Source organism: Kiloniella sp. EL199 (genome assembly GCF_900313065.1).
GTDB lineage: Bacteria > Pseudomonadota > Alphaproteobacteria > Kiloniellales > Kiloniellaceae > Kiloniella.
This window is the reverse complement of the sequence record NZ_OMPU01000008.1, coordinates 226,716-247,518: the sequence shown is the minus strand read 5'-3', so window position 1 is coordinate 247,518 and position 20,803 is coordinate 226,716. Positions and strand designations below refer to the sequence as shown.

25 protein-coding genes and 1 riboswitch are annotated in these 20,803 nt (G+C 43.8%); of the genes, 2 read left to right on the top strand and 23 right to left on the bottom strand.

From position 1 onward, the window contains the following. Positions 1 to 26 precede the first annotated feature (26 nt). The 6 genes from D9A03_RS07735 to D9A03_RS07710 form a co-directional block, all read right to left on the bottom strand. Positions 27 to 323 (bottom strand): integration host factor subunit alpha, encoded by a 297-nt coding sequence (locus tag D9A03_RS07735; protein WP_371682945.1) that lies wholly within the window; start codon positions 321 to 323, stop codon positions 27 to 29. Positions 324 to 477: 154 nt separating this feature from the next. Beyond that, positions 478 to 1,452, bottom strand: coding sequence for a beta-ketoacyl-ACP synthase III (locus tag D9A03_RS07730; protein WP_120496624.1), 975 nt, complete (start codon positions 1,450 to 1,452; stop codon positions 478 to 480). Next, positions 1,449 to 2,495: a phosphate acyltransferase PlsX gene (plsX, locus tag D9A03_RS07725; protein WP_120496623.1), complete on the bottom strand. Its 1,047-nt coding sequence runs from the start codon at positions 2,493 to 2,495 to the stop codon at positions 1,449 to 1,451. The genes D9A03_RS07730 and plsX overlap by 4 nt, the downstream gene beginning before the upstream one ends. A gap of 87 nt (positions 2,496 to 2,582) precedes the next feature. Beyond that, positions 2,583 to 2,762: a 50S ribosomal protein L32 gene (gene rpmF / locus D9A03_RS07720; RefSeq protein ID WP_120496622.1), complete on the bottom strand. Its 180-nt coding sequence runs from the start codon at positions 2,760 to 2,762 to the stop codon at positions 2,583 to 2,585. A 94-nt stretch (positions 2,763 to 2,856) separates the two neighbouring features. Next, the gene (locus D9A03_RS07715) at positions 2,857 to 3,414 is read right to left on the bottom strand and encodes a DUF177 domain-containing protein (RefSeq protein WP_162938025.1); all 558 of its coding nucleotides are present in this window, start codon (positions 3,412 to 3,414) and stop codon (positions 2,857 to 2,859) included. Positions 3,415 to 3,573: 159 nt separating this feature from the next. After that, positions 3,574 to 4,098 carry a ubiquinol-cytochrome C chaperone family protein gene (locus D9A03_RS07710; protein WP_120496620.1) on the bottom strand — a complete coding sequence of 175 codons (525 nt, stop codon included), beginning with the start codon at positions 4,096 to 4,098 and terminating at the stop codon, positions 3,574 to 3,576. A gap of 157 nt (positions 4,099 to 4,255) precedes the next feature. On the opposite strand from D9A03_RS07710, the gene D9A03_RS07705 reads away from it, so the two are divergent. Further along, positions 4,256 to 4,714 (top strand): outer membrane protein assembly factor BamE, encoded by a 459-nt coding sequence (locus tag D9A03_RS07705; RefSeq protein ID WP_120496619.1) that lies wholly within the window; start codon positions 4,256 to 4,258, stop codon positions 4,712 to 4,714. A 39-nt stretch (positions 4,715 to 4,753) separates the two neighbouring features. Here D9A03_RS07705 and D9A03_RS07700 read toward each other — a convergent pair whose 3' ends face one another. From D9A03_RS07700 to D9A03_RS07640, 13 genes are all read right to left on the bottom strand, one after another. Beyond that, positions 4,754 to 5,950 (bottom strand): MFS transporter, encoded by a 1,197-nt coding sequence (locus D9A03_RS07700; RefSeq protein ID WP_120496618.1) that lies wholly within the window; start codon positions 5,948 to 5,950, stop codon positions 4,754 to 4,756. A 106-nt stretch (positions 5,951 to 6,056) separates the two neighbouring features. After that, positions 6,057 to 6,506, bottom strand: coding sequence for a hypothetical protein (locus tag D9A03_RS07695; protein ID WP_120496617.1), 450 nt, complete (start codon positions 6,504 to 6,506; stop codon positions 6,057 to 6,059). 93 nt (positions 6,507 to 6,599) lie between these two features. Next, positions 6,600 to 7,586, bottom strand: coding sequence for a thiamine-phosphate kinase (gene thiL, locus D9A03_RS07690; RefSeq protein WP_120496616.1), 987 nt, complete (start codon positions 7,584 to 7,586; stop codon positions 6,600 to 6,602). Positions 7,587 to 7,611: 25 nt separating this feature from the next. Beyond that, on the bottom strand, positions 7,612 to 8,088 hold the full coding sequence (gene nusB, locus D9A03_RS07685; protein WP_162938024.1) for a transcription antitermination factor NusB: 477 nt from the start codon (positions 8,086 to 8,088) through the stop codon (positions 7,612 to 7,614). Between the two features lie 12 nt (positions 8,089 to 8,100). After that, positions 8,101 to 8,547, bottom strand: a complete 447-nt coding sequence (ribH, locus tag D9A03_RS07680) for a 6,7-dimethyl-8-ribityllumazine synthase (RefSeq protein WP_120496614.1) — start codon at positions 8,545 to 8,547, stop codon at positions 8,101 to 8,103. A 53-nt stretch (positions 8,548 to 8,600) separates the two neighbouring features. Continuing rightward, positions 8,601 to 9,743: a 3,4-dihydroxy-2-butanone-4-phosphate synthase gene (ribB, locus tag D9A03_RS07675; protein ID WP_120496613.1), complete on the bottom strand. Its 1,143-nt coding sequence runs from the start codon at positions 9,741 to 9,743 to the stop codon at positions 8,601 to 8,603. Beyond that, positions 9,736 to 10,350: a riboflavin synthase gene (locus tag D9A03_RS07670; protein WP_120496612.1), complete on the bottom strand. Its 615-nt coding sequence runs from the start codon at positions 10,348 to 10,350 to the stop codon at positions 9,736 to 9,738. The genes ribB and D9A03_RS07670 overlap by 8 nt, the downstream gene beginning before the upstream one ends. Before the next feature lie 35 nt (positions 10,351 to 10,385). Next, on the bottom strand, positions 10,386 to 11,501 hold the full coding sequence (gene ribD / locus D9A03_RS07665) for a bifunctional diaminohydroxyphosphoribosylaminopyrimidine deaminase/5-amino-6-(5-phosphoribosylamino)uracil reductase RibD (protein WP_254054991.1): 1,116 nt from the start codon (positions 11,499 to 11,501) through the stop codon (positions 10,386 to 10,388). A gap of 63 nt (positions 11,502 to 11,564) precedes the next feature. Next, on the bottom strand, positions 11,565 to 12,044 hold the full coding sequence (gene nrdR / locus D9A03_RS07660) for a transcriptional regulator NrdR (RefSeq protein WP_120496611.1): 480 nt from the start codon (positions 12,042 to 12,044) through the stop codon (positions 11,565 to 11,567). Positions 12,045 to 12,114: 70 nt separating this feature from the next. Continuing rightward, entirely contained in the window at positions 12,115 to 13,407 is a 1,293-nt protein-coding gene (glyA, locus tag D9A03_RS07655; RefSeq protein WP_120496610.1) for a serine hydroxymethyltransferase, read from the bottom strand. Between the two features lie 30 nt (positions 13,408 to 13,437). Further along, positions 13,438 to 13,872: a ribose 5-phosphate isomerase B gene (rpiB, locus tag D9A03_RS07650; RefSeq protein WP_120496609.1), complete on the bottom strand. Its 435-nt coding sequence runs from the start codon at positions 13,870 to 13,872 to the stop codon at positions 13,438 to 13,440. A gap of 518 nt (positions 13,873 to 14,390) precedes the next feature. Further along, on the bottom strand, positions 14,391 to 14,633 hold the full coding sequence (locus tag D9A03_RS07645) for a hypothetical protein (protein WP_120496608.1): 243 nt from the start codon (positions 14,631 to 14,633) through the stop codon (positions 14,391 to 14,393). A 110-nt stretch (positions 14,634 to 14,743) separates the two neighbouring features. Further along, positions 14,744 to 15,214: a MarR family winged helix-turn-helix transcriptional regulator gene (locus D9A03_RS07640; protein ID WP_046509100.1), complete on the bottom strand. Its 471-nt coding sequence runs from the start codon at positions 15,212 to 15,214 to the stop codon at positions 14,744 to 14,746. A gap of 201 nt (positions 15,215 to 15,415) precedes the next feature. Beyond that, positions 15,416 to 15,489, top strand: a riboswitch (SAM riboswitch). A gap of 85 nt (positions 15,490 to 15,574) precedes the next feature. Between D9A03_RS07640 and D9A03_RS07635 the strand changes: the two genes are divergently transcribed. Next, complete coding sequence (locus D9A03_RS07635) at positions 15,575 to 16,873, top strand: O-acetylhomoserine aminocarboxypropyltransferase/cysteine synthase family protein (RefSeq protein ID WP_120496607.1); 1,299 nt, start codon at positions 15,575 to 15,577, stop codon at positions 16,871 to 16,873. A gap of 72 nt (positions 16,874 to 16,945) precedes the next feature. On the opposite strand, the gene groL is transcribed toward D9A03_RS07635, so the two are convergent. From groL to hfq, 4 genes are all read right to left on the bottom strand, one after another. Then, a complete protein-coding gene (groL, locus tag D9A03_RS07630) occupies positions 16,946 to 18,604 on the bottom strand; it encodes a chaperonin GroEL (protein WP_120496606.1) in 1,659 nt (552 codons plus the stop codon). A 62-nt stretch (positions 18,605 to 18,666) separates the two neighbouring features. Beyond that, positions 18,667 to 18,954, bottom strand: a complete 288-nt coding sequence (gene groES, locus D9A03_RS07625; RefSeq protein WP_046509756.1) for a co-chaperone GroES — start codon at positions 18,952 to 18,954, stop codon at positions 18,667 to 18,669. A 159-nt stretch (positions 18,955 to 19,113) separates the two neighbouring features. Continuing rightward, complete coding sequence (hflX, locus tag D9A03_RS07620; protein WP_120496605.1) at positions 19,114 to 20,439, bottom strand: GTPase HflX; 1,326 nt, start codon at positions 20,437 to 20,439, stop codon at positions 19,114 to 19,116. 26 nt (positions 20,440 to 20,465) lie between these two features. Further along, positions 20,466 to 20,726, bottom strand: coding sequence for an RNA chaperone Hfq (gene hfq, locus D9A03_RS07615; protein WP_120496604.1), 261 nt, complete (start codon positions 20,724 to 20,726; stop codon positions 20,466 to 20,468). Positions 20,727 to 20,803: the final 77 nt, after the last annotated feature.

Genomic DNA, 20,803 nt, shown 5'->3' with positions numbered 1-20,803 from the left:
GCGTTCCGATCAAAATAAAATCTTTTTTAAGAAAGAGATGTATTTATTTTATTTTTCAAAACATGAGATGCTCGGAACACGAGAACTCTGCGTGGTAAAATTGGAACTTCTTGCCCAGTCTTTGGGTTACGTCCAATACGTTCGCCCTTTTCACGAACGGCAAAACTCCCAAAAGATGATATTTTAACCGAATCACCTTTGATCAAGGTGTCAGAAATTTCATTCAGCACAGATTCTACTAAATCTGCAGACTCATTTCTGGACAGGCCAACTTCTTGATATACGGCTTCACTGAGATCAGCACGAGTGACTGTAGTGCTCATAATGAAGTTCCACTCCCCTTGTTATCGTTATGTGAATTTCCCGGAATAACCAGTAACTCATATGATATACAAGGCGATTTTGCTAAACTTTTCAGGAAATTACAAGTTTTATCTCGAAAAGATGTTATATAACATTATTTCGAATAGAAACTAATCACCACCGTATAAGAGCAGATCCCCAGGTAAAACCGCCACCCATAGCTGCCATCATGATCATATCACCACGTTTAATTCGTCCGTCATAAACGGCCTCTGTCAATGCAAGTGGTATTGAAGCAGCCGAGGTATTTGCGTGCTTATCAACAGTAACGATAACTCGCTCTTTGGGCAGTTTCAGCTTCTTGCCCATTGCTTCAATAATACGGATATTGGCCTGATGAGGAACGAGCCAGTCGATGGCTTCTGGTGATAGCTGAGATTTCTTTAGTGCCGCATCAATTGCTTCTGGCATTCTTGTCACAGCCTGTCGGAAAACTTCTTTGCCTTCCATTCGAAGAAAACCTGTTGTACCAGTTGAAGATGGTCCACCATCAACGTATAGGGCATCGTGACAACGACCATCCGCGTATATGTGTGTGTTTAGGATGCCGCTGTCGTTTGTATCACCGTTACCTTCTTCGGCCTGAACGACAATTGCCCCTGCTCCGTCGCCAAAAAGAACACAGGTTGAACGGTCTTCCCAATCAAGAATGCGAGAGAAGGTTTCTGCGCCAATGAGTAATGCTGTTTTGGCTTGTCCTGTTTGAATCAGACTGTCGACAACAGATAAGCCATAAACAAAACCACTACAAACCGCTTGCAAATCAAAAGCTGCGCCTCTGGTTACGCCAAGGTTTTTCTGGACGACAGTTGCCGTAGCAGGGAAGGTTTCGTCAGGTGTAGCGGTAGCACAGACAATCAGGTCAACTTCAGAAACATCAACATTGGCGTGTTCCAATGCGGCTAAAGCTGCTTTTGTAGCCAAATCTGATGTTAATTCGTTATCTCCGGCAATGTATCTGTGCCGAATTCCTGTGCGTTGACGGACCCATTCATCAGATGTATCAACACGTTCAGCCAATTGATCATTTGTCAGAATACGCTCTGGTAAATAAGAGCCACAACCCTTGATATTTGCACGTATTATCATTCAAACCCAGCCTGCTCATTAATCGGTTCACGTGTCAACGAATCGAAATCTTGACGGATTTTTTTGACGATATCCTGATCACGCATATCAACAGCAACACCGATTGCATTGGCAAATCCAATTGCGTCTGTACCACCATGGCTTTTAACGGCAATTCCGTTCAGCCCCAGAAAGATAGCCCCATTATACAAGCGGGGGTCAACACGTTTCTTTAATTTATTAAGGGCAGAACTCGCCAGCAAATACCCAAGGCTGGCCAAGATACTGCTTTTAAATGTTTGCCTGAAAAATTCTGAAATGAGTTTGGCTGTACCTTCGGCTGTTTTCAGCGCAACATTACCGGTAAAACCATCTGTAACTATAACATCAACAGTGCCTTTACCAATGTCATCGCCTTCCACAAAACCAACAAAATCACCCGGTAGATCTGCTTTACGCAACATAGAACTTGCGACTTGAAGGTATTCGTGTCCTTTTACATCTTCTGATCCAACATTAAGAATGCCGACAGAAGGTTCCTGCACACCAAGAACACAACGAGCAAAGGCATTGCCCATCACAGCAAAATCAACCAAATTATCAGCGTCACAGCTAAGATTAGCCCCCAAATCCAACATGAGGGACTCACCACGCAATGTCGGAAAAAAAGAAGCAATCGCCGGACGGTCAACACCGGGAAGTGTTTTGAGGACAAACTTTGACATGGCCATCAAAGCACCGGTATTTCCGGCAGAAACGACACCGTCTGCACGACCATCCTGTACTGCATTTATGGCAAGGCGCATCGATGACTTACGCCCAGAGCGTAAGGCCACGGCAGGTTTATCATCACTGAGAACCTTGTCCTCGGTATGAATAAACTCAACAACGTCTTTTAATCGGGTCGTCTTCTCCAGCAGAGGCATAACCTCTTGCTCTCGTCCAAACATGAGAAATCTGACGTTAGGATATCGCTGTGAAGCAATTTCTGCTCCATGAACAACAATATCCGGTGCGTCATCACCTCCCATTGCATCTAAGGCTATGGTTATGCTAGCGCTCACTGGTTTCCCGCTTGTCAAATTGATCCATAAAAGAAAGGCCGACCATCACAATGATCGGCCTATCACAAAAGACTATTTTGACAAGCCTTAGGCTTCAGCTTCTGCTACATCACGGCCATCATAAGTGCCGCATGAAGCGCAAACATGGTGTGGGCGCTTCAGCTCACCACAGTTTGGACATTCTTGTGAAACGCTTGCACGAAGCGCATCGTGTGACCGACGCTGACCGCGACGGGAATTACTAATCTTACTCTTTGGAACAGCCATTGCTCTAACTCTCGCATTTAGCTTTAATAAAAAACTCGCCGCTTCTTAACGAATAACTACGCCCACGGCAAGCCCTAACTAAGGTAAAGATACCTTACTTTTTAATTTGCAGATCTTTTAATACAGAAAACGGGCTTGTTTTCGCTGCCTCCTGTATTTCTTCTTCATCTGGCGCTTCGTCCACAGAATCGCCATCCCAAGTAGAATTTGGTGCTCTCGGATAAGGGTCTAACATAACAGCTAGCTGCTGAACAATAGCCTCTCCAAAATCAATCCCTGTTGGATCAGCCAGTTCAGGCGGATCCTCGGCATCAATATCAATCAAGATTTCTTCAGCTGTTTCCCGGATTGGTTCGAAGCTGTACATTATTTCAAAAGGTTCATCTATCACCGAAGGCACAGGTTCAGCAGATACAATGCAGGATTGTGTTACTTCAGCCTTTAAATGACCTTTAACATCAAGTAAAGAGCCCTTCCCCTTTGGATCAAGTTCAAGTGTTGCGGAAAGCGACTTTAATTCAATTAAATCAAATCTCTTAGCCACAGCATTACATTCTTCAGGTTTAGCTTTTAAATTTAAAACCTGTGAACGGGCCTGAATTTTATCAACGGGATAACGACGCGAAAACTCATTTTCGCACGGCGTTTCCATTGCTGAACTCCTGATCATATTTTAACGATGTTGCCCTTTATCAAGTGTATATATGAACAAATAACAATCCAGATTTACACTCAAATTCGAGATCGCGCACAATAATCGAGGCTAAATCGCGGGTCAATTTATTTTATTGCAGGGTAGCTATACCAAATCCTAAGTACAAAATGTAATCCTGCCAGACATTATCTGTGCAATATCCTGCTCTTTAAGGCACTCAATTTGACCAATAAGATACTCCCTCATGTATTGAACAGAGGTTTGGTCTGCTTCGATTGTTCCATAAAGATTACGCACTAATGCATCTTCGAGAGATTTTTCCCCTTGCTGTAACGCGTCTTCATAGGCCGCTAACCGTCCATAGAAACCTTGCAGCATTGCTTTGACACGCTTGCCTACACCCACATCGCCCACCCCCATTTCTCTCAAGCTGAGGTCCATGTCATAGAACATAAGGTCAAAAAGCTTTTGCGAAAATGATTCGGTTGTCTCTTTCTCGGTTTTCAATCTGTGTAAAACCAAAAACATGTGTAACGTGATCATATCAAAACGTCCGTCCAGACTGTCCGGAACGGAATGGTTCTCATAAAAATCTTTGTGACGTGCCTGTTCAATAAGACAGGCATACAGATCGTGTACTGCATCAGATTCGCTATCGCGACGAAAAAGCTTCCTGAACAACTACTGAACCCCTTGATATAATCAGCTTGGATTTATGACTCGAAAAAAGTATATAGACGAGTATAGTGCCTGTTTAACGCGTATGGTTTAACAAAAACTTGCTTTATGTTAAATAGCCAAACATTCATGGTTAGATCAATAAGGTCAGAATATCGGTATGTCTTATAAAGTTTCCTCAAAAGCCAAGACCCTTTTGGCTGCAATGCTTTTTCCCGTTGCGCTAAGTGCTTGCGAAAGCCGTGTCAATGTTCGGGGAAACTATCCTGATCCTGAAGAAGTCAGTAAATTAGAAACAGGGGTCTCCAGCCGCAGGGATGTTGCTGAACTACTGGGTTCTCCTTCTACTCTTTCTACTTTTAAAGATCAGGTATGGTATTACGTTGGGGAAAGAGTTGAAAAAACCGCATTCTACGATCCAGTTGTGCTGGAACGGAGCATTCTGGTTGTTAAATTCTCCGAAGATGGGAAACTTGAAGAATCACAACAATTTGCATTGGAAGACGGTCGCGTAATTGACCCGGTTACGCGTGAAACGCCTACAGAAGGTCAAGATCTGACAATCCTTCAACAATTGCTAGGCAATTTGGGGCGTTTTACACCGCCAGGGACAAAGTAAAAGATATTTCATATACCCGACAGTACGCTCTTTTAAGCGTTACGCAATCGCTTCTTTGCGTAGTTGTCCACGGTATATCAAGTGGATAGCGATGAAAATGCCTACTGGTATAAATGCCAGGGTGTTAACTGCTATCCAGCCGAATTTATCGAACACAAAACCTGAACTGAAGGCGGTTGTTGCAACAACCCCAAAGACTAAAAGCTCGTTAAAGGCTTGAACCTTCGCCTTTTCTTCTGGTCGGTATGATTCTGTAAGCATCGCGCTGCCCCCAACATAGAGGAAATTCCAGCCAAGTCCCAGAGTAACCAACCCAAACCAGAAGTTCTCTACCTCAATACCAGTCAAATTTATGGATGCAGCCAAGGCAATTAACATTACCCCCGCAATTTGAATTTTGATCAGCCCAAACCGATTGATCAATGAGCCCGTAAAAAAGGATGGAGCGTACATACCAAAAACATGCCATTGAATGACGAAAGCCGCGGCATCAAAAGGATGGGCACAGGCAATCATCGCAGCTGGTGTAATACTCATGATAAGGTTCATACAGGCGTAACTGACAATACCGCTCAATACGGCGACAAAGAAAACCGGTTGTTTGGCTATTGTGAACATTGAGCGTCCGCCAGATTTCATTTGGTGAACGGCAAGTTTGGGAATATTCAAAAACTGTACGATTAATAAAGTTGCCACACAAAGCACTGTAATTGCATAAAAACTACCAACAAACAGAACTGGGCCAAAAAACTCTATATCTTTTGACCATTTAGCCAGTTCAGGTCCAGCAAAAGCTGATATCACGCCACCAGCCATAACAAGTGAAATGGCTTTGCTCTTGAAAACTTCTGTAGCCGTGTCCGCAGCTGCAAAGCGGTAATAGGCAACAGTGGACATAAAAGCACCAAACAAAAAGGAGCTAAGACAAAAGAGCTCTAAATTATTATCAAGAACAGCTTGCGCAGAGAAAAAACCAGACAGAGCGCCACAGATAGAACCAAGACTAAACCCTGCCCGACGGCCATAATGCTTCATGAAATAGGAAATAGGCAAAGCGCAAACCATCATGCCAAAAAACTGAAGAGATAAAGGCAGGGTTCCGTAAGATTTATCCTCGGCAAGGGTTGTTCCGACCAGCGAACTCATGGAAATAAGCATTGATCCACAGCTCATCCCCAAAGCCTGGCAAATTGCCAGAAAAATTACATTGGATTTTGTCGGGTCGCGATCAGACATATGCCTAGTATCTCACTTGATTGAAAGCAACCATACACAGGAGAAATAGATAATTCCAAGAGAGAATTATTTCGTGGGGAAAGAAAATTAATTAAAGGTTTTAATTTTAACTGTTTGAAGGTTTTGTAATGCTATCAACTAATAATTCTACATTACGTACAACACCCTTCCCCATAACCTTGTCAGCGACACCAATCAGGCGTTGGGTGATTTTTTCACTCGTATAACCATCCTGAGTGAAATACCTATAGTAATAAAGTGAATGAAGCTCTGTCATAAAGTCATTTTGCAAACGAATTTGCCAACGTTCAGCGTTAATTAGATCTTCACCTTCTGCGACTTCCATAATTATTTTTACCGTTACGTGATGAGTGACGATACCTTCTTTTATCAAGTGAATTACTGTTGGAGGAAATTCCAGAAAAGCAGAAGGTATCTCTGGGATTTCTTCTACAACTTCTTCGCTGTCTGGTGCTTTGAGAAAAAACCACCATCCGGCAAAACCGCCACCGCCAAGCAATAATAGTATTGCGATCAGTATGATAATTTTTTTCATTTAGTCACCAGTGAAATAAACCTTAAAATGTAATAGGGGTAATAAGGTTTAGTTTAAGTTAAACAACGCAAATTCAATTAATTGATGTAATTATTAAAAATGTGTCCAACCGCTTTTTGCAACAGTTATTTCCTTGTTGCTTTTATCCAATAGCAAAGTTCTATTTCCTTGCGTCAAGGTACCAATTTGAGTGATAGGAATGTCTAGTTCTTCTGATAATTCAAAAACTTGAGATCTGTTTTTCGATTTGGATGTGAACAATATCTCATAATCATCACCACCTGTCACGGCAAGCTGCCTGCCTTGGTCAAGTGCACCTTGAAAAACATCGCGAAAGGCATCGGATAAAGGTATATCAGATAAAAATATCCTTGCCTGTAGATTGGATCCTTCAGCAATGTGGTTGATGTCTGCAATAAGTCCGTCAGATACATCCAGAGCTGTTTGGCAGATATCTCGTTCGAGTAATGCGATGCCAAGTAAAGTTCGCGGTTGGGGGATTCTGTATCTATTGACCAAAAAAGTTTCAGCAGCAGAATTCTCGGTTTTGATTTCTTTTTTAAGCAACTTTAAGCCAGCAGCAGAATCTCCGATTGTTCCGCTTACCCAGATATCATCATCCAGTCTCCCCGTTGTTCGGTGCAAACATTTATTACGTGGCACAGAGCCAAAACATGTAAGGGCAATCGTCAATGGCCCAGGTGTCGAAACTGTATCGCCACCAATCAGGTGACATTCAAATATTTCCTGATCTGCCGCTAATCCCTTTGTAAATGCTTTTACCCACTCACTAGAAACAGACGTGTTGTATGAAATGGAAAGCGTATATCCTTTGGGGTTAGCGCCCATTGCCGCCAGATCAGAGAGATTAACCCTCAAGGATTTTCTTGCAATATCTTCTGGAGGATCTGTTGAAAAAAAATGGATACCCTCAACCAGAGTATCCATTGTAACAACTGTGGATCTATCTGAGCCTTCATTAATAAGTGCAGCATCATTTCTAAGGTTATAAGCCTCAGGATAATTGCAGGTAAGAGGTGCAAAGTAGCTTTTGATTAGATCAAATTCTGTTTTGTCCACTTAAAAAGCCCTGTCTTGCAACCGATTAAAACTCATCTTTGCGCAAGCTATGCGCCAAACGGTCCAGTACACCATTTACCATGGCAGTTTCTTTATCGCCGAGGAACGCATGTGCAACGTCAACGTATTCAGAGATAATAACTTTAGCCGGTGTTTCCACTCGTTGCTGAATCTCATAGGCACCAGCAACCATTACCAGTTTCAACAAAGGATCAAGCCTGTGAATAGGCCATGATTTATCCAAAACAGATACTAACATATCATCCAAAAGTTCCCGCTCTTGAATAATACCTTTGTATAGTTCAATAAACAGCTTCTGATCCATGGTGGCAATGTTAAGGCCATCGACCTCTTCATCTCTGCGCACGTTAAGAAACTCATCCAAAACCGTCTTTGAACTTGCCTGATTGAATTCAATTTGGAAAAGCGCCTGTATTAATGCCAGGCGAGCCATACTCTTTTTCAGGCGCGCGTTCGGCGCTTTTGTGTTTTCTTCAGTCACGGTCATAAATCCTTATGCAACACCGTACTGGCGTTTTAATGCAATCATATCAAGGCAAGCCCGTGTTACTGCGCCACCTTTGTTTTTCTCGGAAGCTCTTGCCCTTGCCCAAGCCTGAGCCTCGTTTTCAACAGTCAGAACACCATAGCCAATTGCCATATTGCTATCAACGGCTAGATCCTGAAGCTTCCTTGCGCTTTCTACACAAACATAATCATAGTGGCTTGTTTCACCGCGAATAACACAACCAAGGGCAATATAACCATCAAACTGGCGGCCGTTCTTGCGTTGTGATCCAAATTTAATTGCGGCAGGCAATTCAAAGGCCCCCGCAACGGCAACAACTTCGTAACTGCAGCCATCTTTTTCAAGCTCAGCAATAGCGGCATTCTTCATCTCATCAGCAATGGCGCTATAGAAACGTGCTTCAACAATCAGAACGTGGGGTTTGTCAGTCATTCTTTGCTACCTAATAAATCTATGCTGTCGTACGCTAATCCAAATCAACTGGATTATACGGTTTCAACTATTGGACGCTGTTCAACTACAGAAAGCCCGTATCCGTCAAGCCCAACAATATTTTTCTCTGCATTTGTGAGTAGAATCATCTTTCGTACCCCTAAATCGAGCAAAATTTGTGCACCAACCCCGTAATCTCTGAGGTCATGGTTGATTTCGACGGGTTCTCCTAATCGCGTTTTAATCGCATCGGAAAGGCTTCTGGGGGATGGTTCTCGGATAAGAACAATAACGCCCCGTTTTTCCTGCTCAATCATTTTCATTGAATTGTGAAGATCACCAGCTTTTCCACTGTGATTGTCAATTAATACATCATCAAGAATGTTTAATGCATGCATCCTGACAAGTAAGGGGGCATCCATTGAAATATCCCCTTTCCATAAGGCGATATGTTCGGCGTATGTTGTGTTATTAACGTAAACAGCCATATTGAATTCACCTGCAATTTTTGAATGCAGTGTGTCTTCGAGTGTTTTTTCGATTAAATGATCATGCTTTCGGCGATAGGCTATCAGGTCTGCAATTGTTGCAATTTTCAACTGATGGGTTTGTGCAAATTCAATGAGATCATCTCGTCGTGCCATCGTTCCGTCATCATTCATGATTTCACAAATGACGCCAGACGGGTTTAACCCTGCAAGACGGGAAATATCCACAGCAGCTTCGGTGTGACCTGTTCGAACAAGAACACCACCATCTCGAGCAACCAGAGGAAAAACATGCCCAGGCGTTACGATATCATCCGGGGATGCAGACGGATCAGTTGCGACAGAAATAGTGCGCGCTCTATCAGGCGCAGAAATACCTGTTGTAACCCCCTCTTTCGCTTCGATAGATACGGTGAAAGCAGTTTCGTGACGGGTCCCGTTCTTTTGCGCCATAAGTGTCAAGCCAAGCTCTTCGACACGTTCTTTACAAAGGGCCAGGCAAATAAGACCTCGACCGTATTTGGCCATAAAGTTAATGGCTTCCGGGGTTGCCATTTGCGCAGGGATAACCAGATCGCCTTCATTTTCGCGATTTTCATCATCGACGAGAATAAACATATGGCCATTACGCGCTTCTTCGATGATTTTTTCTGGTGGGGAAAGAATATCACTGAACGACTTTATATCATTAGAAGATGCATTAGCCATTGTTTTGCCTTTCCAGCAACTGCCCTACGTAACGGGCGAGTAGATCTATTTCCAGATTAACCTGACAGTCCCCGGCCTTAAAACTCCCGACTTGCCATTGACCAAGCGTTGTCATCTCGGCTGTGTGCGGAATGATATTTACACCAAACTGATTTCCGTTCACTTCGTTGACTGTCAGGGATACGCCATCAAGGACAATGGAGCCTTTTGGGGCAATAAATTTTGCGAGTTCTTTTGGTGCTTCAAATGTAAAGCGTTTAGAATCTCCATCAGGTACAATACTGACCACTGATGCAATGCCATCTACATGTCCGGAAACTAGGTGCCCGCCCAGTTCATCCCCCATGCGCAAAGCTCGTTCAAAATTAACAGGTGTGCCCTTGGTCCAAATACCCAAAGTGGTTTTTGACAGCGTTTCAGCTGAAACATCAGCACTAAACCAACCCTGCCCCTTTTCAACCACTGTCAAACACACACCTGAACACGCAATCGAAGCACCGATATCGACAGTATTCATGTCAAAAGCAGTGTTAAAAACAAAACGTTTATCGCCGTTATTTACGATCGATTGTACAAACCCGAGATCTGTAATTATACCAGTGAACATCTAAATGCCTTTTCCCTGCGCATTCGAGAATCAAATTAAAAGTCGCGACGATAACTCTCCATTATATCGTCGCCGAGTTTGGTAACATTGGACAGTGTAAATCTGGGAGCCTGGGTCAACTCTTCCAGACCAAATCCTGTCGTAACAGAAAGTCCATCACCGCCGATAATTTTTGACGCCCTGAACCACACAATACAATCAATGAGGTCTGCCTTAAACAATGATCCAATGATGTGACTGCCCCCCTCGACCAACAATCGGGTAATACCTTGAGATCCAAGTTCCTTCAGTACGGCAAGCGGGCTAATGTATCCGTCTTGGTCCTTGTCAATAAGACATACTTCGACACCAGCATCGCGATAGGCATTGAGGCGAGCGGCATCATTTTCCTGAAATGTCATAAGGATGGTTTTATGTTCTCTAGCTCTGACTACGAGATCATGTGTCAGGGGAAGCCTGAGACGCCCATCCATGACAACACGTTTGGGAGACTTATTTTCAAGTCCGGCAAGGCGGACATCGAGCCTGGGGTTATCTATAATAGCTGTACCGCTACCCACCAGAATGGCATCGTTCCGTACCCGCAGCATATGCCCTGCGCGCCGAGCTGCTTCGCCGGTCACCCATTTGCTTTGGCCTGACTTGGTGGCTATACGACCATCCAAAGACGTTGCAACTTTAAGGGTCACAAGCGGCCGTCCGTGTCTGTTTCTGGTGAAAAAGCCAGCGTTAAGTTCTTCGGCTTCATGTTGACGGATGCCGACGACAACCTCTATGCCGGCATCTCGTAAAGCTTGTAAACCGCGCCCTTGAACACGAGCATCATTGTCTTCCATCGCGACAACACAACGCGATATTCCCGCGGCAATTAACGCTTCGCAACAAGGTGGTGTCTTACCATGGTGCGAGCATGGTTCCAGGGTAACATAGGCTGTAGCTGCTTTAGCTGCTTCGCCCGCTTCTTTCAGAGCAACGGTTTCAGCATGTGGACGGCCACCGGGTTGAGTTCTCCCTCTGCCAACGACACGGCCATTTTTCACAATAACGCACCCGACAGACGGGTTCGGACTGGTTGTTCCTATTCCTCGTGCAGCCAAAGATAAAGCAGCATCCATATGTTGGAGGTCAACATCATGTTGTTCAGTGTGCATAACTGATTTCTATCGCTGTGTGTGGCGGTTTTGTGTGTAACAAAGTAAATTGAAATCTATGGATCAGGATGGGTCCGGATCCAGAATTTCGAGATCATCACCTAATTTACCAACAAATTCTTCGAAATCTCTTACTTCTTTAAAATCTCTGTAAACAGAAGCAAAGCGAACGTAACCAACCTGATCCAATGTGGCCAGGGCATCCATAACGAGTTCGCCAATAAGATCGGTTGCAATTTCACTTTCACCGGATGATTCCAGCCGACGAACAATACCGCTTACAACGCGTTCAACACGATCCCTGTCAACATCACGTTTTTGAAGGGCAATATTCATTGAACGGGCTATTTTCTCCCGATCAAAGGGTTCGCGCTGTCCATGTCCTTTTATGACAATCAATTCGCGTAACTGAACGCGTTCGAATGTTGTAAACCGAGCACCACAGCTAGCGCATTGGCGCCGTCTACGGATCGCGGTGTGATCTTCAGTCGGTCTCGAGTCTTTGACTTGAGTATCTTCACTACTGCAAAACGGGCAGCGCATATTCCCTCACAGTTTCCCCCAAAGGGGATCCGAGTTATAACAATTTGGAAATCATAACCCGGATATAACCTTAGATTTCCAAATCTTGGTAGATCGGGAATTCACGGCAAAGTGCTTCGACTTCTCCACGAACTTCCGCTTCGATTTTGGAGTTATCTTCGCGGTTTGCAGCAAGTCCATCAAGAACTTTAGTGATTAGTTCGCCAATTTTCTTGAATTCTGCATCTTTAAAACCACGTGTTGTACCAGCTGGTGTACCCAAACGGATACCGGAAGTAACCATTGGCTTTTCAGGATCAAACGGAATACCGTTTTTGTTACAGGTCAGACCTGCCCGGTCCAGGCTTTCTTCTGCGATGTTACCTGTTAGACCTTTTGGACGCAGATCAACCAGCATCAAATGCGTATCAGTACCACCTGTTGTAATCGCAAAACCGTTCTCAACAAGAGTTGCTGCAAGTGTTTGAGCATTGCTGACAACTTGTTTGGCATAAGCTTTGAAATCAGGATCCAGTGCTTCTTTCAAAGCAACCGCTTTGGATGCGATACAGTGCATCAAAGGTCCGCCCTGAAGACCAGGGAATGCAGCAGAGTTAATTTTCTTCCCAATATCCAGGTCATTGGAAAGAACCATACCGCCACGACCAGCACGTAATGTTTTGTGTGTTGTTGTTGTCACAACATGTGCGTGAGGCATTGGGCTTGGGTGGATACCAGCCGCAACCAAACCAGCAAAGTGTGCCATGTCAACGTGGAGGTAAGCCCCTACTTCGTCAGCAATTTCACGGAATTTTTTGAAATCAAGAACGCGTGGGTAAGCAGAACCACCAGCAATGATAAGCTTTGGTTTGTGCTCAACAGCAAGATCGCGGATCTCATTGTAGTTCAGCTGGTGAGTTTCTTTATCAACACCGTAACAAACGGCATTAAACCACTTACCGGAAAGGTTCGGACGTGATCCGTGGGTCAGGTGGCCACCTGAAGCCAGATCGAGGCCCATAATTGTGTCACCAGGCTTGATCAACGCAAGGGTAACGCACTGGTTTGCCTGTGCGCCAGAGTGTGGCTGTACGTTTACATATGCACAGTCAAAAAGCTCTTTGGCACGGTTGATCGCCAGTTCTTCGACAACATCAACGTATTCACAACCACCGTAATAGCGACGATTAGGATAACCTTCGGCATATTTGTTTGTTAGAACGGTTCCCAGTGCCTGCATAGTAGACAAGGAAACGATGTTTTCAGATGCAATCAATTCTATCTGATTTTGTTGACGTCCCAATTCTTTGTTAATTGCAGCAGCAATTTCAGGATCTGTTTGCGCCAAAGGTGCATTAAAGAAGGTGGTTGTATCTAAGCTCATGACAACTTCACTCTCTGGTAAAGGTGATTATTATCCAAGTTTCTCGATGCGTCCTTGATGGCGCCCACCGGCAAACTCAGTGTTCAAAAAGGTCTTAAGAGAAGCTTTTGCTACCTCAACACCGGTTGTTCTGGCCCCTAAAACCAGAACATTGGCATCGTTATGCTCACGCGCTAAACGAGCCAGTGTTTCGTCGTGACAAAGAGCTGCACGAATGCCTGTGTGTCGGTTTGCGGCAATTGAAATGCCGATACCGGAACCACAGACAAGAATACCTGTTTGTGCGTCACCATTATGAATTGCTTTTGCTAGCGCAGAACCAAAATCAGGATAGTCAACACGATCCGGGCTGTTTGTACCCAGATCAAGCACATCAAATCCAAGGGCTTTGACATCCTCTTTCAACAAATCCTTCAGTTCATAGCCTGCATGATCTGCAGCTAAGGCAATGGTCTTTTTACTCATTTGTCCGTACTTTTTTGTTATCCCGATAAAGCAAGTAGATCACATAACACACCTGATATGTTCCCGAAAGAGAATGACAGGTAAAGAGTACTTTCACAGTTAATTACCTTATGCGGTAAATCTCTATGAAAGGGGTCGTGTATGTCTCCTGAAATCAAGGCTTATCTTTTATCGCTTTATCGAGCCTTAAACAGGGTTAAGGTTATAATGTGATTCTTTTACCGCAGGCTAGACAATTTACGTACATTTTATAGAACATCTGCGGCATTATTGTACCAAGACAACTCATTAGCAGAACAGATCATTCGATTTGAGATTCAGTAATGTTTGCTATGTCTTTGATATTGCATCCTTTAAAATTATAATTTCTGCAAATATATATTATACAAAATGAAAATAAGTAATTGAAATGTCAGAATTATTTAAAACCTGATAAAAAGTGTGTGCTATTTTGTCGCAGGGTCAAAATGTTAAAACACAACGGTAGCTAGATCTAAAAATGTATCTAATTTTTTATATTAGATAATAATGCCGCCTTTATGATCTTTTTTGGGGGCATGGTCGGGCGATTTTCGGGTGTTTTCTTTGTTCAGAACATAGTTCAATTTCTTTATAACAGTCTGCTTTAGTTTCTGCTCTGTTTCTTTGGGGTCCCCTACGATAGAGACTTCAGTCATAGATGCTTCATGGAAAGCACTTACCTTTACGTAAGATCCCATTCTTAAAAATTCGATAATTACTCCGTGGTTTGGTGAATACATTTAGTCAAACCGTCAATAAAAAAGACCTCTGTAAAACAGAGGTCTAAAATAACAGAAGTTACATTGTTTTCAAAATCCCTGCAGATTAATCAAAAGACCATTTTCTGGCATCAGGCCGCAGGATTAACGCCTCCCCCCATTGGCATGGGCGAAGACCAGAAAAGTTGAAGGCGATGAAGCGTTGCTGTTGTAACTTTTAAATCTTCGTCGGATACAACACCGCCGCTTATCTGTTCGGCATGGGCATCAAAAAGTGTGGAAATGGAATTAAAAATTTCCAGTCCGGTATCAGAAGCCCGTACATGGAATGATCTACGATCATGGGGGGAGCGTTCTTGAATAAGGTATCCGTTCTCAACCATTTTCTTTACATTATAAGAAACGTTGGATCCCAGATAGTATCCACGATGCGTCAGCTCCCCGACAGAGAGTTCTTCTGTTCCTATATTGTAGAGGATTAAAGCCTGAATATTATTCAGGTCCCGAATGCCGCGGCGATCCAATTCTGCCTTTACGACTTCCAAACACTGACGATGCAAGCGTTCAACCAAAGAAATTGTTTGCAGATAAGCAGCCTTCACGATGTCCTCACAATAACCATAAACTTTAACAAAATTCGATGTTATTTTATGCAACAGGCGTTAACGGCGGATTAACCGGGAATCTAAATACGTTAAAAAAATAAATAAAATCATTGATACAAAACAATATTTTCCATTTGTTTTGTGTTGTTTAAGTGAATTCTTTCTTGCTCTGGTACCTTTATAAACGTAGGGTAAAAGACATTAATTAGCGCTGATTTGGAGCTCAGCTTGCGGGCGCTTAAAAAATGCAGCTAAATCGAGGGGAAACCCATCCGAATTAAGATTACGCATTTTCCCGCTTTTTGTACATCCAGATCGAAATCCCTCTTGAGGGAAATAAATTAAACGGGTGAAGCTATGACAATCGACACGAAAAATCCGGAAACTCTGGTTCTTCATTCTGGTTACAGAAATGATCCGCAGACAGGTGCTGTTGCCGTTCCTATCTATCAAACAACCTCTTATCAGTTCGATAGTGCTGAACATGCTGCCAATCTTTTTGCTCTTAAAGAGTTTGGGAACATCTACACACGGATAATGAACCCAACGACTGCTGTATTGGAAGAACGAATTACGGCATTGGAAGGTGGCGCAGCATCACTCGCTGTTAGCTCTGGGCAAGCTGCGAGTACTTTGGCAATACAAAACGTTGCCAAGGCTGGTGATAATATTGTCAGTTCAACAGAATTATATGGCGGCACTTATAATCTTTTTGCAAATACACTTCCCAATATGGGAATTGAAGTTCGATTTGTTGACCCGACTGATCCTGAAAATTTCCGACGTGCAACAGATGAAAATACCAAAGCTTATTACGCAGAAACACTTCCCAATCCGCGTTTGCGCGTTTTCCCGATAAAAGAAGTTGCAGATATCGGCAATGAAGTCGGTGTGCCCCTTATTATGGATAATACGGCAGCACCGATCCTTTGTCGTCCAATTGAACATGGGGCTCACGTCGTTGTCTATTCTACAACAAAATATATCGGTGGACATGGAACTTCTATCGGCGGAATGATTGTTGATGGTGGTAATTTTGATTGGGAAGCCAATGCAGCCCGTTTCCCGCTGTTGACCGAACCTGACCCTAGCTATCACGGCGCAGTCTGGACAGAGGCAGTTAAACCACTTGGCCCTATTGCCTACATTATCCGTGCTCGTGTTGTTTTACTCCGTGATCTGGGTTCTGCAATGTCACCAATGAATGCCTTTCAGTTTATCCAGGGAATGGAGACACTTCCCCTGCGTATGCGGGAACACTGTAAAAACGCAACGGCTGTGGCCGAATTTTTGAGTAATCATCCTTCGATAGAAACAGTTATTCATCCCAGTCAGGCAAGTGGTTCTGAACGAGACGTAGCTGATCAATATTTAAAAGGCGGCTATGGCGCCCTGCTTGGCTTTGAACTTAAAGGAGGTAAGGAAGCTGGCCGCAAGTTTATCGATAGCCTGAAAATGTTTTTCCATGTTGCCAATATCGGGGATGCACGCAGCCTTGCGATCCATCCAGCAACAACAACACATTCCCAGTTAAAAGCTGAAGAACAGGCACTTACCGGTATTTCTGAAAACTATGTTCGCCTGTCAATCGGGATTGAACATATCGATGATATTATCGCAGATCTGAGCCAGGCTTTAGAAGCTTCTGGTAGTTGATCAATACAAAATGAGGCACGGACATCGTTTATGATGTCCGTGCCTCGTAGCGAAACAGTGTGTTTGGCTGGCTTAGAAGCCCATACCACCCATGCCGCCCATACCACCCATGCCGCCCATGTCAGGCATTGCAGGAGCAGCTGCTTTGTCTTCTGGCTGATCAGCAACCATTGCTTCTGTAGTGATCATCAGACCTGAAACAGAACCCGCATCCTGAAGAGCAGTACGAACAACTTTAACCGGGTCAATGATACCAGCAGAGAAAAGATCTTTGTACTCGCCAGTTTGAGCATCAAAACCGAAACCGTCTTCGTTATTTTCAGTGATCTTACCAACAACGATGGAACCTTCGTAACCAGCGTTTTCAGAGATCTGACGGATAGGAGCTTCAAGAGCACGACGAACAACGTTAATACCAACGTTCTGGTCGTTGTTTTCACCTTTGAGATCTTTAAGAGCAGCAACAGCTGAAAGAAGTGCAGTACCACCACCGGATACGATACCTTCTTCAACAGCAGCGCGAGTTGCATTCATAGCATCTTCAACGCGGTCTTTACGCTCTTTAACTTCTACTTCAGTAGCACCGCCAACGCGAAGAACAGCTACACCGCCTGCAAGTTTAGCAAGACGCTCTTGTAGTTTTTCACGATCATAGTCAGAAGAAGTTTCTTCAGCCTGCGCACGGATCTGAGCACAACGACCTTCGATCTGATCACGGTCACCAGCACCGTCAACAACAACAGTCTCTTCTTTAGAGATGTTAACACGCTTAGCAGTACCAAGCATATCAAGAGTAACGTTCTCAAGCTTGATGCCAAGATCTTCAGAAACGACAGTACCACCAGTAAGGATAGCAATGTCTTCAAGCATAGCTTTACGACGGTCACCGAAACCAGGTGCTTTAACAGCAGCGATTTTCAGACCACCACGTAGCTTGTTCACAACAAGAGTTGCAAGTGCTTCGCCTTCAACGTCTTCAGCAATGATCAGAAGCGGACGACCGGACTGAACAGCAGCTTCGAGAAGTGGAAGCATTGGCTGAAGGTTAGTTAGTTTAGCTTCGTGAAGAAGAATGTATGGAGCTTCTAGATCAGCAACCATCTTTTCTGCGTTAGTTACGAAGTATGGAGAAAGGTAACCGCGGTCAAACTGCATACCTTCAACAACGTCGAGTTCAGTTGCAAGAGACTTTGCTTCTTCAACAGTGATAACGCCTTCTTTACCAACACGTTCCATAGCTTCAGCAATCATGTTGCCGATTTCGGCTTCGCCGTTAGCAGAGATTGTACCAACCTGTGCAACTTCTTCAGTTGTAGAGATCTGCTTGGCAGAACCTTTAAGGTGCTCAACAGCTGTTGAAACAGCCAGGTCCATACCACGCTTAACGTCCATTGGGTTCATACCAGCAGCAACAGCTTTTGCGCCTTCACGAACAAGACCCTGTGTCAGAACAGTCGCAGTTGTTGTACCATCACCAGCAACATCGTTGGTTTTGGAAGCAACTTCGCGAACCATCTGTGCGCCCATGTTTTCAAACTTATCAGAAAGTTCGATTTCTTTCGCAACAGAAACACCATCTTTGGTGATACGAGGAGCACCAAATGATTTGTCGAGAACAACGTTACGACCTTTAGGGCCGAGAGTTACTTTTACAGCGTTTGCAAGTACATCAACGCCGCGAAGCATTTTGTCGCGGGCTTCAGTACCAAATTTTACGTCTTTAGCAGCCATGATTTTTAAATTCCTTTAATTCAGGGACCAGTAATATTGAATCTATTATTTAGAAACCAATATTATTGAAGAATGCCCATAATGTCGGACTCACGCATGATCAACAGTGTTTTGCCGTCAAGTTTTACTTCAGTGCCGGACCACTTGCCATAAAGAACAGTGTCGCCTTCTTTAACGTCGAGAGGGACAACTTTGCCATCATCGGAACGAGCGCCACTGCCAACAGCAGTAACTTTACCCTGCATTGGTTTTTCTTTTGCAGTATCAGGAATAATGATACCACCTGCAGTTTTTTCTTCCTGGTCTAGCGGCTCAATAACAACACGATCGTGAAGAGGTTTGAAGCTCATAGATCAACTCCATCAGAGTATATTAATACAAAAAATTTCGGGCACTAAAGGTGAGAGTTTTTTGTTGTTAGCACTCCCACCAAATGAGTGCTAAAAGCGATATAGATCTCGGGTAGTAAGATGTCAACCAATGGAGGCAAAAATAATTTAAATGACTTATTACCCTTCTACAGGGTTGATGCCGAATTTACTGATAAATTTATCTGCATCGGCCTGAAGAATAGAAAGAGAAACCCAGACCCCTTCTTCATGATGATCCTGTTCCAGAACTTTGGCATTATCGTGTAACCAGGATAACGCTGCACCATTTTCATAGGGAATTTCAAACTCATATACAAGGTTCTGCGCATCGAGAAGCTGTTCAACCATATGCAAGAACTCAGAACATCCCTCCCCCGTTATTGCTGAACAAAGAAGAGTTGTATCCTGATGGTCAGATTGAATTTCCAAAGAAGATTTTAGTTCTTCAGATAGCAAGTCAGATTTATTCCAGACTTCGATCATGTTCTTTTGAATATCCGGATCCAGTTCCAGGTCGTTCAAAACAGCCTTCACATCATCTTTTTGAGCTTCAGTATCTTCGTGCGAAACATCTCTGACATGAACCAGTACGTTTGCTTCTCTTACCTCTTCCAAAGTCGCCCGGAAAGACGCAATCAAATCTGTCGGCAATTCAGAAATAAATCCGACTGTATCGGACAAGATAATCTCACGCCCAGATGGCAGGTTAACCCGACGCATGGTTGGGTCCAAGGTTGCAAACAACAAATCTTCAGCAAAGACTTTTGACTCGGTCAATCGATTAAATAGTGTCGACTTTCCTGCGTTTGTATACCCGACAAGTGAAACGATCGGAAAAGGCACTTTCCGTCGCGCAGAACGGTGTAACTCGCGCGTTTTTTTGACCATTTCAAGATCGCTTTTCAAACGAACGATTTTTTCATCGATCAAGCGTCTATCAATCTCAATCTGTCGCTCACCCGGACCGCCCATAAACCCTGCACCACCACGTTGACGTTCAAGGTGGGTCCATGATCGCACCAGTCTTGAACGTTGATAACTTAACTGGGCAAGATCAACTTGCAACTTCCCTTCTTTGGTACGGGCGCGTTCACCAAAAATCTCAAGGATAAGACCCGTTCGATCAATGACCTTGGCCTCCCATCCCTTTTCCAGGTTTCTCTGCTGAACTGGCGTCAAAGCTGTATCAACGATAACGACCTCGACCTCATTGGCATGGATGTAGTCGTGATACTTTTCAATTATACCCGAACCAAACAAGGTAGAGGGTTTTGGTCGGGCAACGGCAATGACTTCATGACGGATTATTTCCAAATCAATTGCCAAAGCCAAACCATAAGCCTCTTCCAACCGCGCTTCGGAAGAACGAATTGATTGAGAGCCTTTTTTTAATTCCGGATGAAGTACAATGGCGCGGACCTGTTTTTTACGGTCCACGCCATCATCAATAAGTTTTGAGCCCATATAAATCAGCAAAACCCATTAAAGGCTTAAGATGCTGCTCCGCCTTCGTCGTCTTTGCCTGGATCAAAAAGTTGAATTGGTGTCGCAGGCATAATTGTTGAAATCGCGTGTTTATATACGAGTTGTGCATGTGCATCACGGCGAAGCAATACAGAGAAATTATCAAACCAAGAGATAATGCCTTGCAGCTTGACGCCATTTACCAAAAAGACCGTTACCGGGACTTTGTTTTTGCGAATCGTATTCAGGAATACATCCTGTACGTTCTGTGATTTTTCCGCGGCCATCGCGTTTAATCCCCTTTTTGTTTTTATTGCGTGTTTTTATTGGTTGGTATCGTTAGCTTTTGGGGGTATGTCCGAAA

Coding starts and splice junctions, on each gene's coding strand:
- D9A03_RS07735 (WP_371682945.1), bottom strand. CDS start 323: ATGAGCACTACAGTCACTCGTGCTGATCTCAGTGAAGCCGTATATCAA.
- D9A03_RS07730 (WP_120496624.1), bottom strand. CDS start 1,452: ATGATAATACGTGCAAATATCAAGGGTTGTGGCTCTTATTTACCAGAG.
- rpmF (WP_120496622.1), bottom strand. CDS start 2,762: ATGGCTGTTCCAAAGAGTAAGATTAGTAATTCCCGTCGCGGTCAGCGT.
- D9A03_RS07715 (WP_162938025.1), bottom strand. CDS start 3,414: ATGGAAACGCCGTGCGAAAATGAGTTTTCGCGTCGTTATCCCGTTGAT.
- D9A03_RS07705 (WP_120496619.1), top strand. CDS start 4,256: ATGTCTTATAAAGTTTCCTCAAAAGCCAAGACCCTTTTGGCTGCAATG.
- D9A03_RS07700 (WP_120496618.1), bottom strand. CDS start 5,950: ATGTCTGATCGCGACCCGACAAAATCCAATGTAATTTTTCTGGCAATT.
- D9A03_RS07695 (WP_120496617.1), bottom strand. CDS start 6,506: ATGAAAAAAATTATCATACTGATCGCAATACTATTATTGCTTGGCGGT.
- ribH (WP_120496614.1), bottom strand. CDS start 8,547: ATGACTGACAAACCCCACGTTCTGATTGTTGAAGCACGTTTCTATAGC.
- ribB (WP_120496613.1), bottom strand. CDS start 9,743: ATGGCTAATGCATCTTCTAATGATATAAAGTCGTTCAGTGATATTCTT.
- D9A03_RS07670 (WP_120496612.1), bottom strand. CDS start 10,350: ATGTTCACTGGTATAATTACAGATCTCGGGTTTGTACAATCGATCGTA.
- ribD (WP_254054991.1), bottom strand. CDS start 11,501: ATGCACACTGAACAACATGATGTTGACCTCCAACATATGGATGCTGCT.
- nrdR (WP_120496611.1), bottom strand. CDS start 12,044: ATGCGCTGCCCGTTTTGCAGTAGTGAAGATACTCAAGTCAAAGACTCG.
- glyA (WP_120496610.1), bottom strand. CDS start 13,407: ATGAGCTTAGATACAACCACCTTCTTTAATGCACCTTTGGCGCAAACA.
- rpiB (WP_120496609.1), bottom strand. CDS start 13,872: ATGAGTAAAAAGACCATTGCCTTAGCTGCAGATCATGCAGGCTATGAA.
- D9A03_RS07645 (WP_120496608.1), bottom strand. CDS start 14,633: ATGTATTCACCAAACCACGGAGTAATTATCGAATTTTTAAGAATGGGA.
- D9A03_RS07635 (WP_120496607.1), top strand. CDS start 15,575: ATGACAATCGACACGAAAAATCCGGAAACTCTGGTTCTTCATTCTGGT.
- groL (WP_120496606.1), bottom strand. CDS start 18,604: ATGGCTGCTAAAGACGTAAAATTTGGTACTGAAGCCCGCGACAAAATG.
- groES (WP_046509756.1), bottom strand. CDS start 18,954: ATGAGCTTCAAACCTCTTCACGATCGTGTTGTTATTGAGCCGCTAGAC.
- hflX (WP_120496605.1), bottom strand. CDS start 20,439: ATGGGCTCAAAACTTATTGATGATGGCGTGGACCGTAAAAAACAGGTC.
- hfq (WP_120496604.1), bottom strand. CDS start 20,726: ATGGCCGCGGAAAAATCACAGAACGTACAGGATGTATTCCTGAATACG.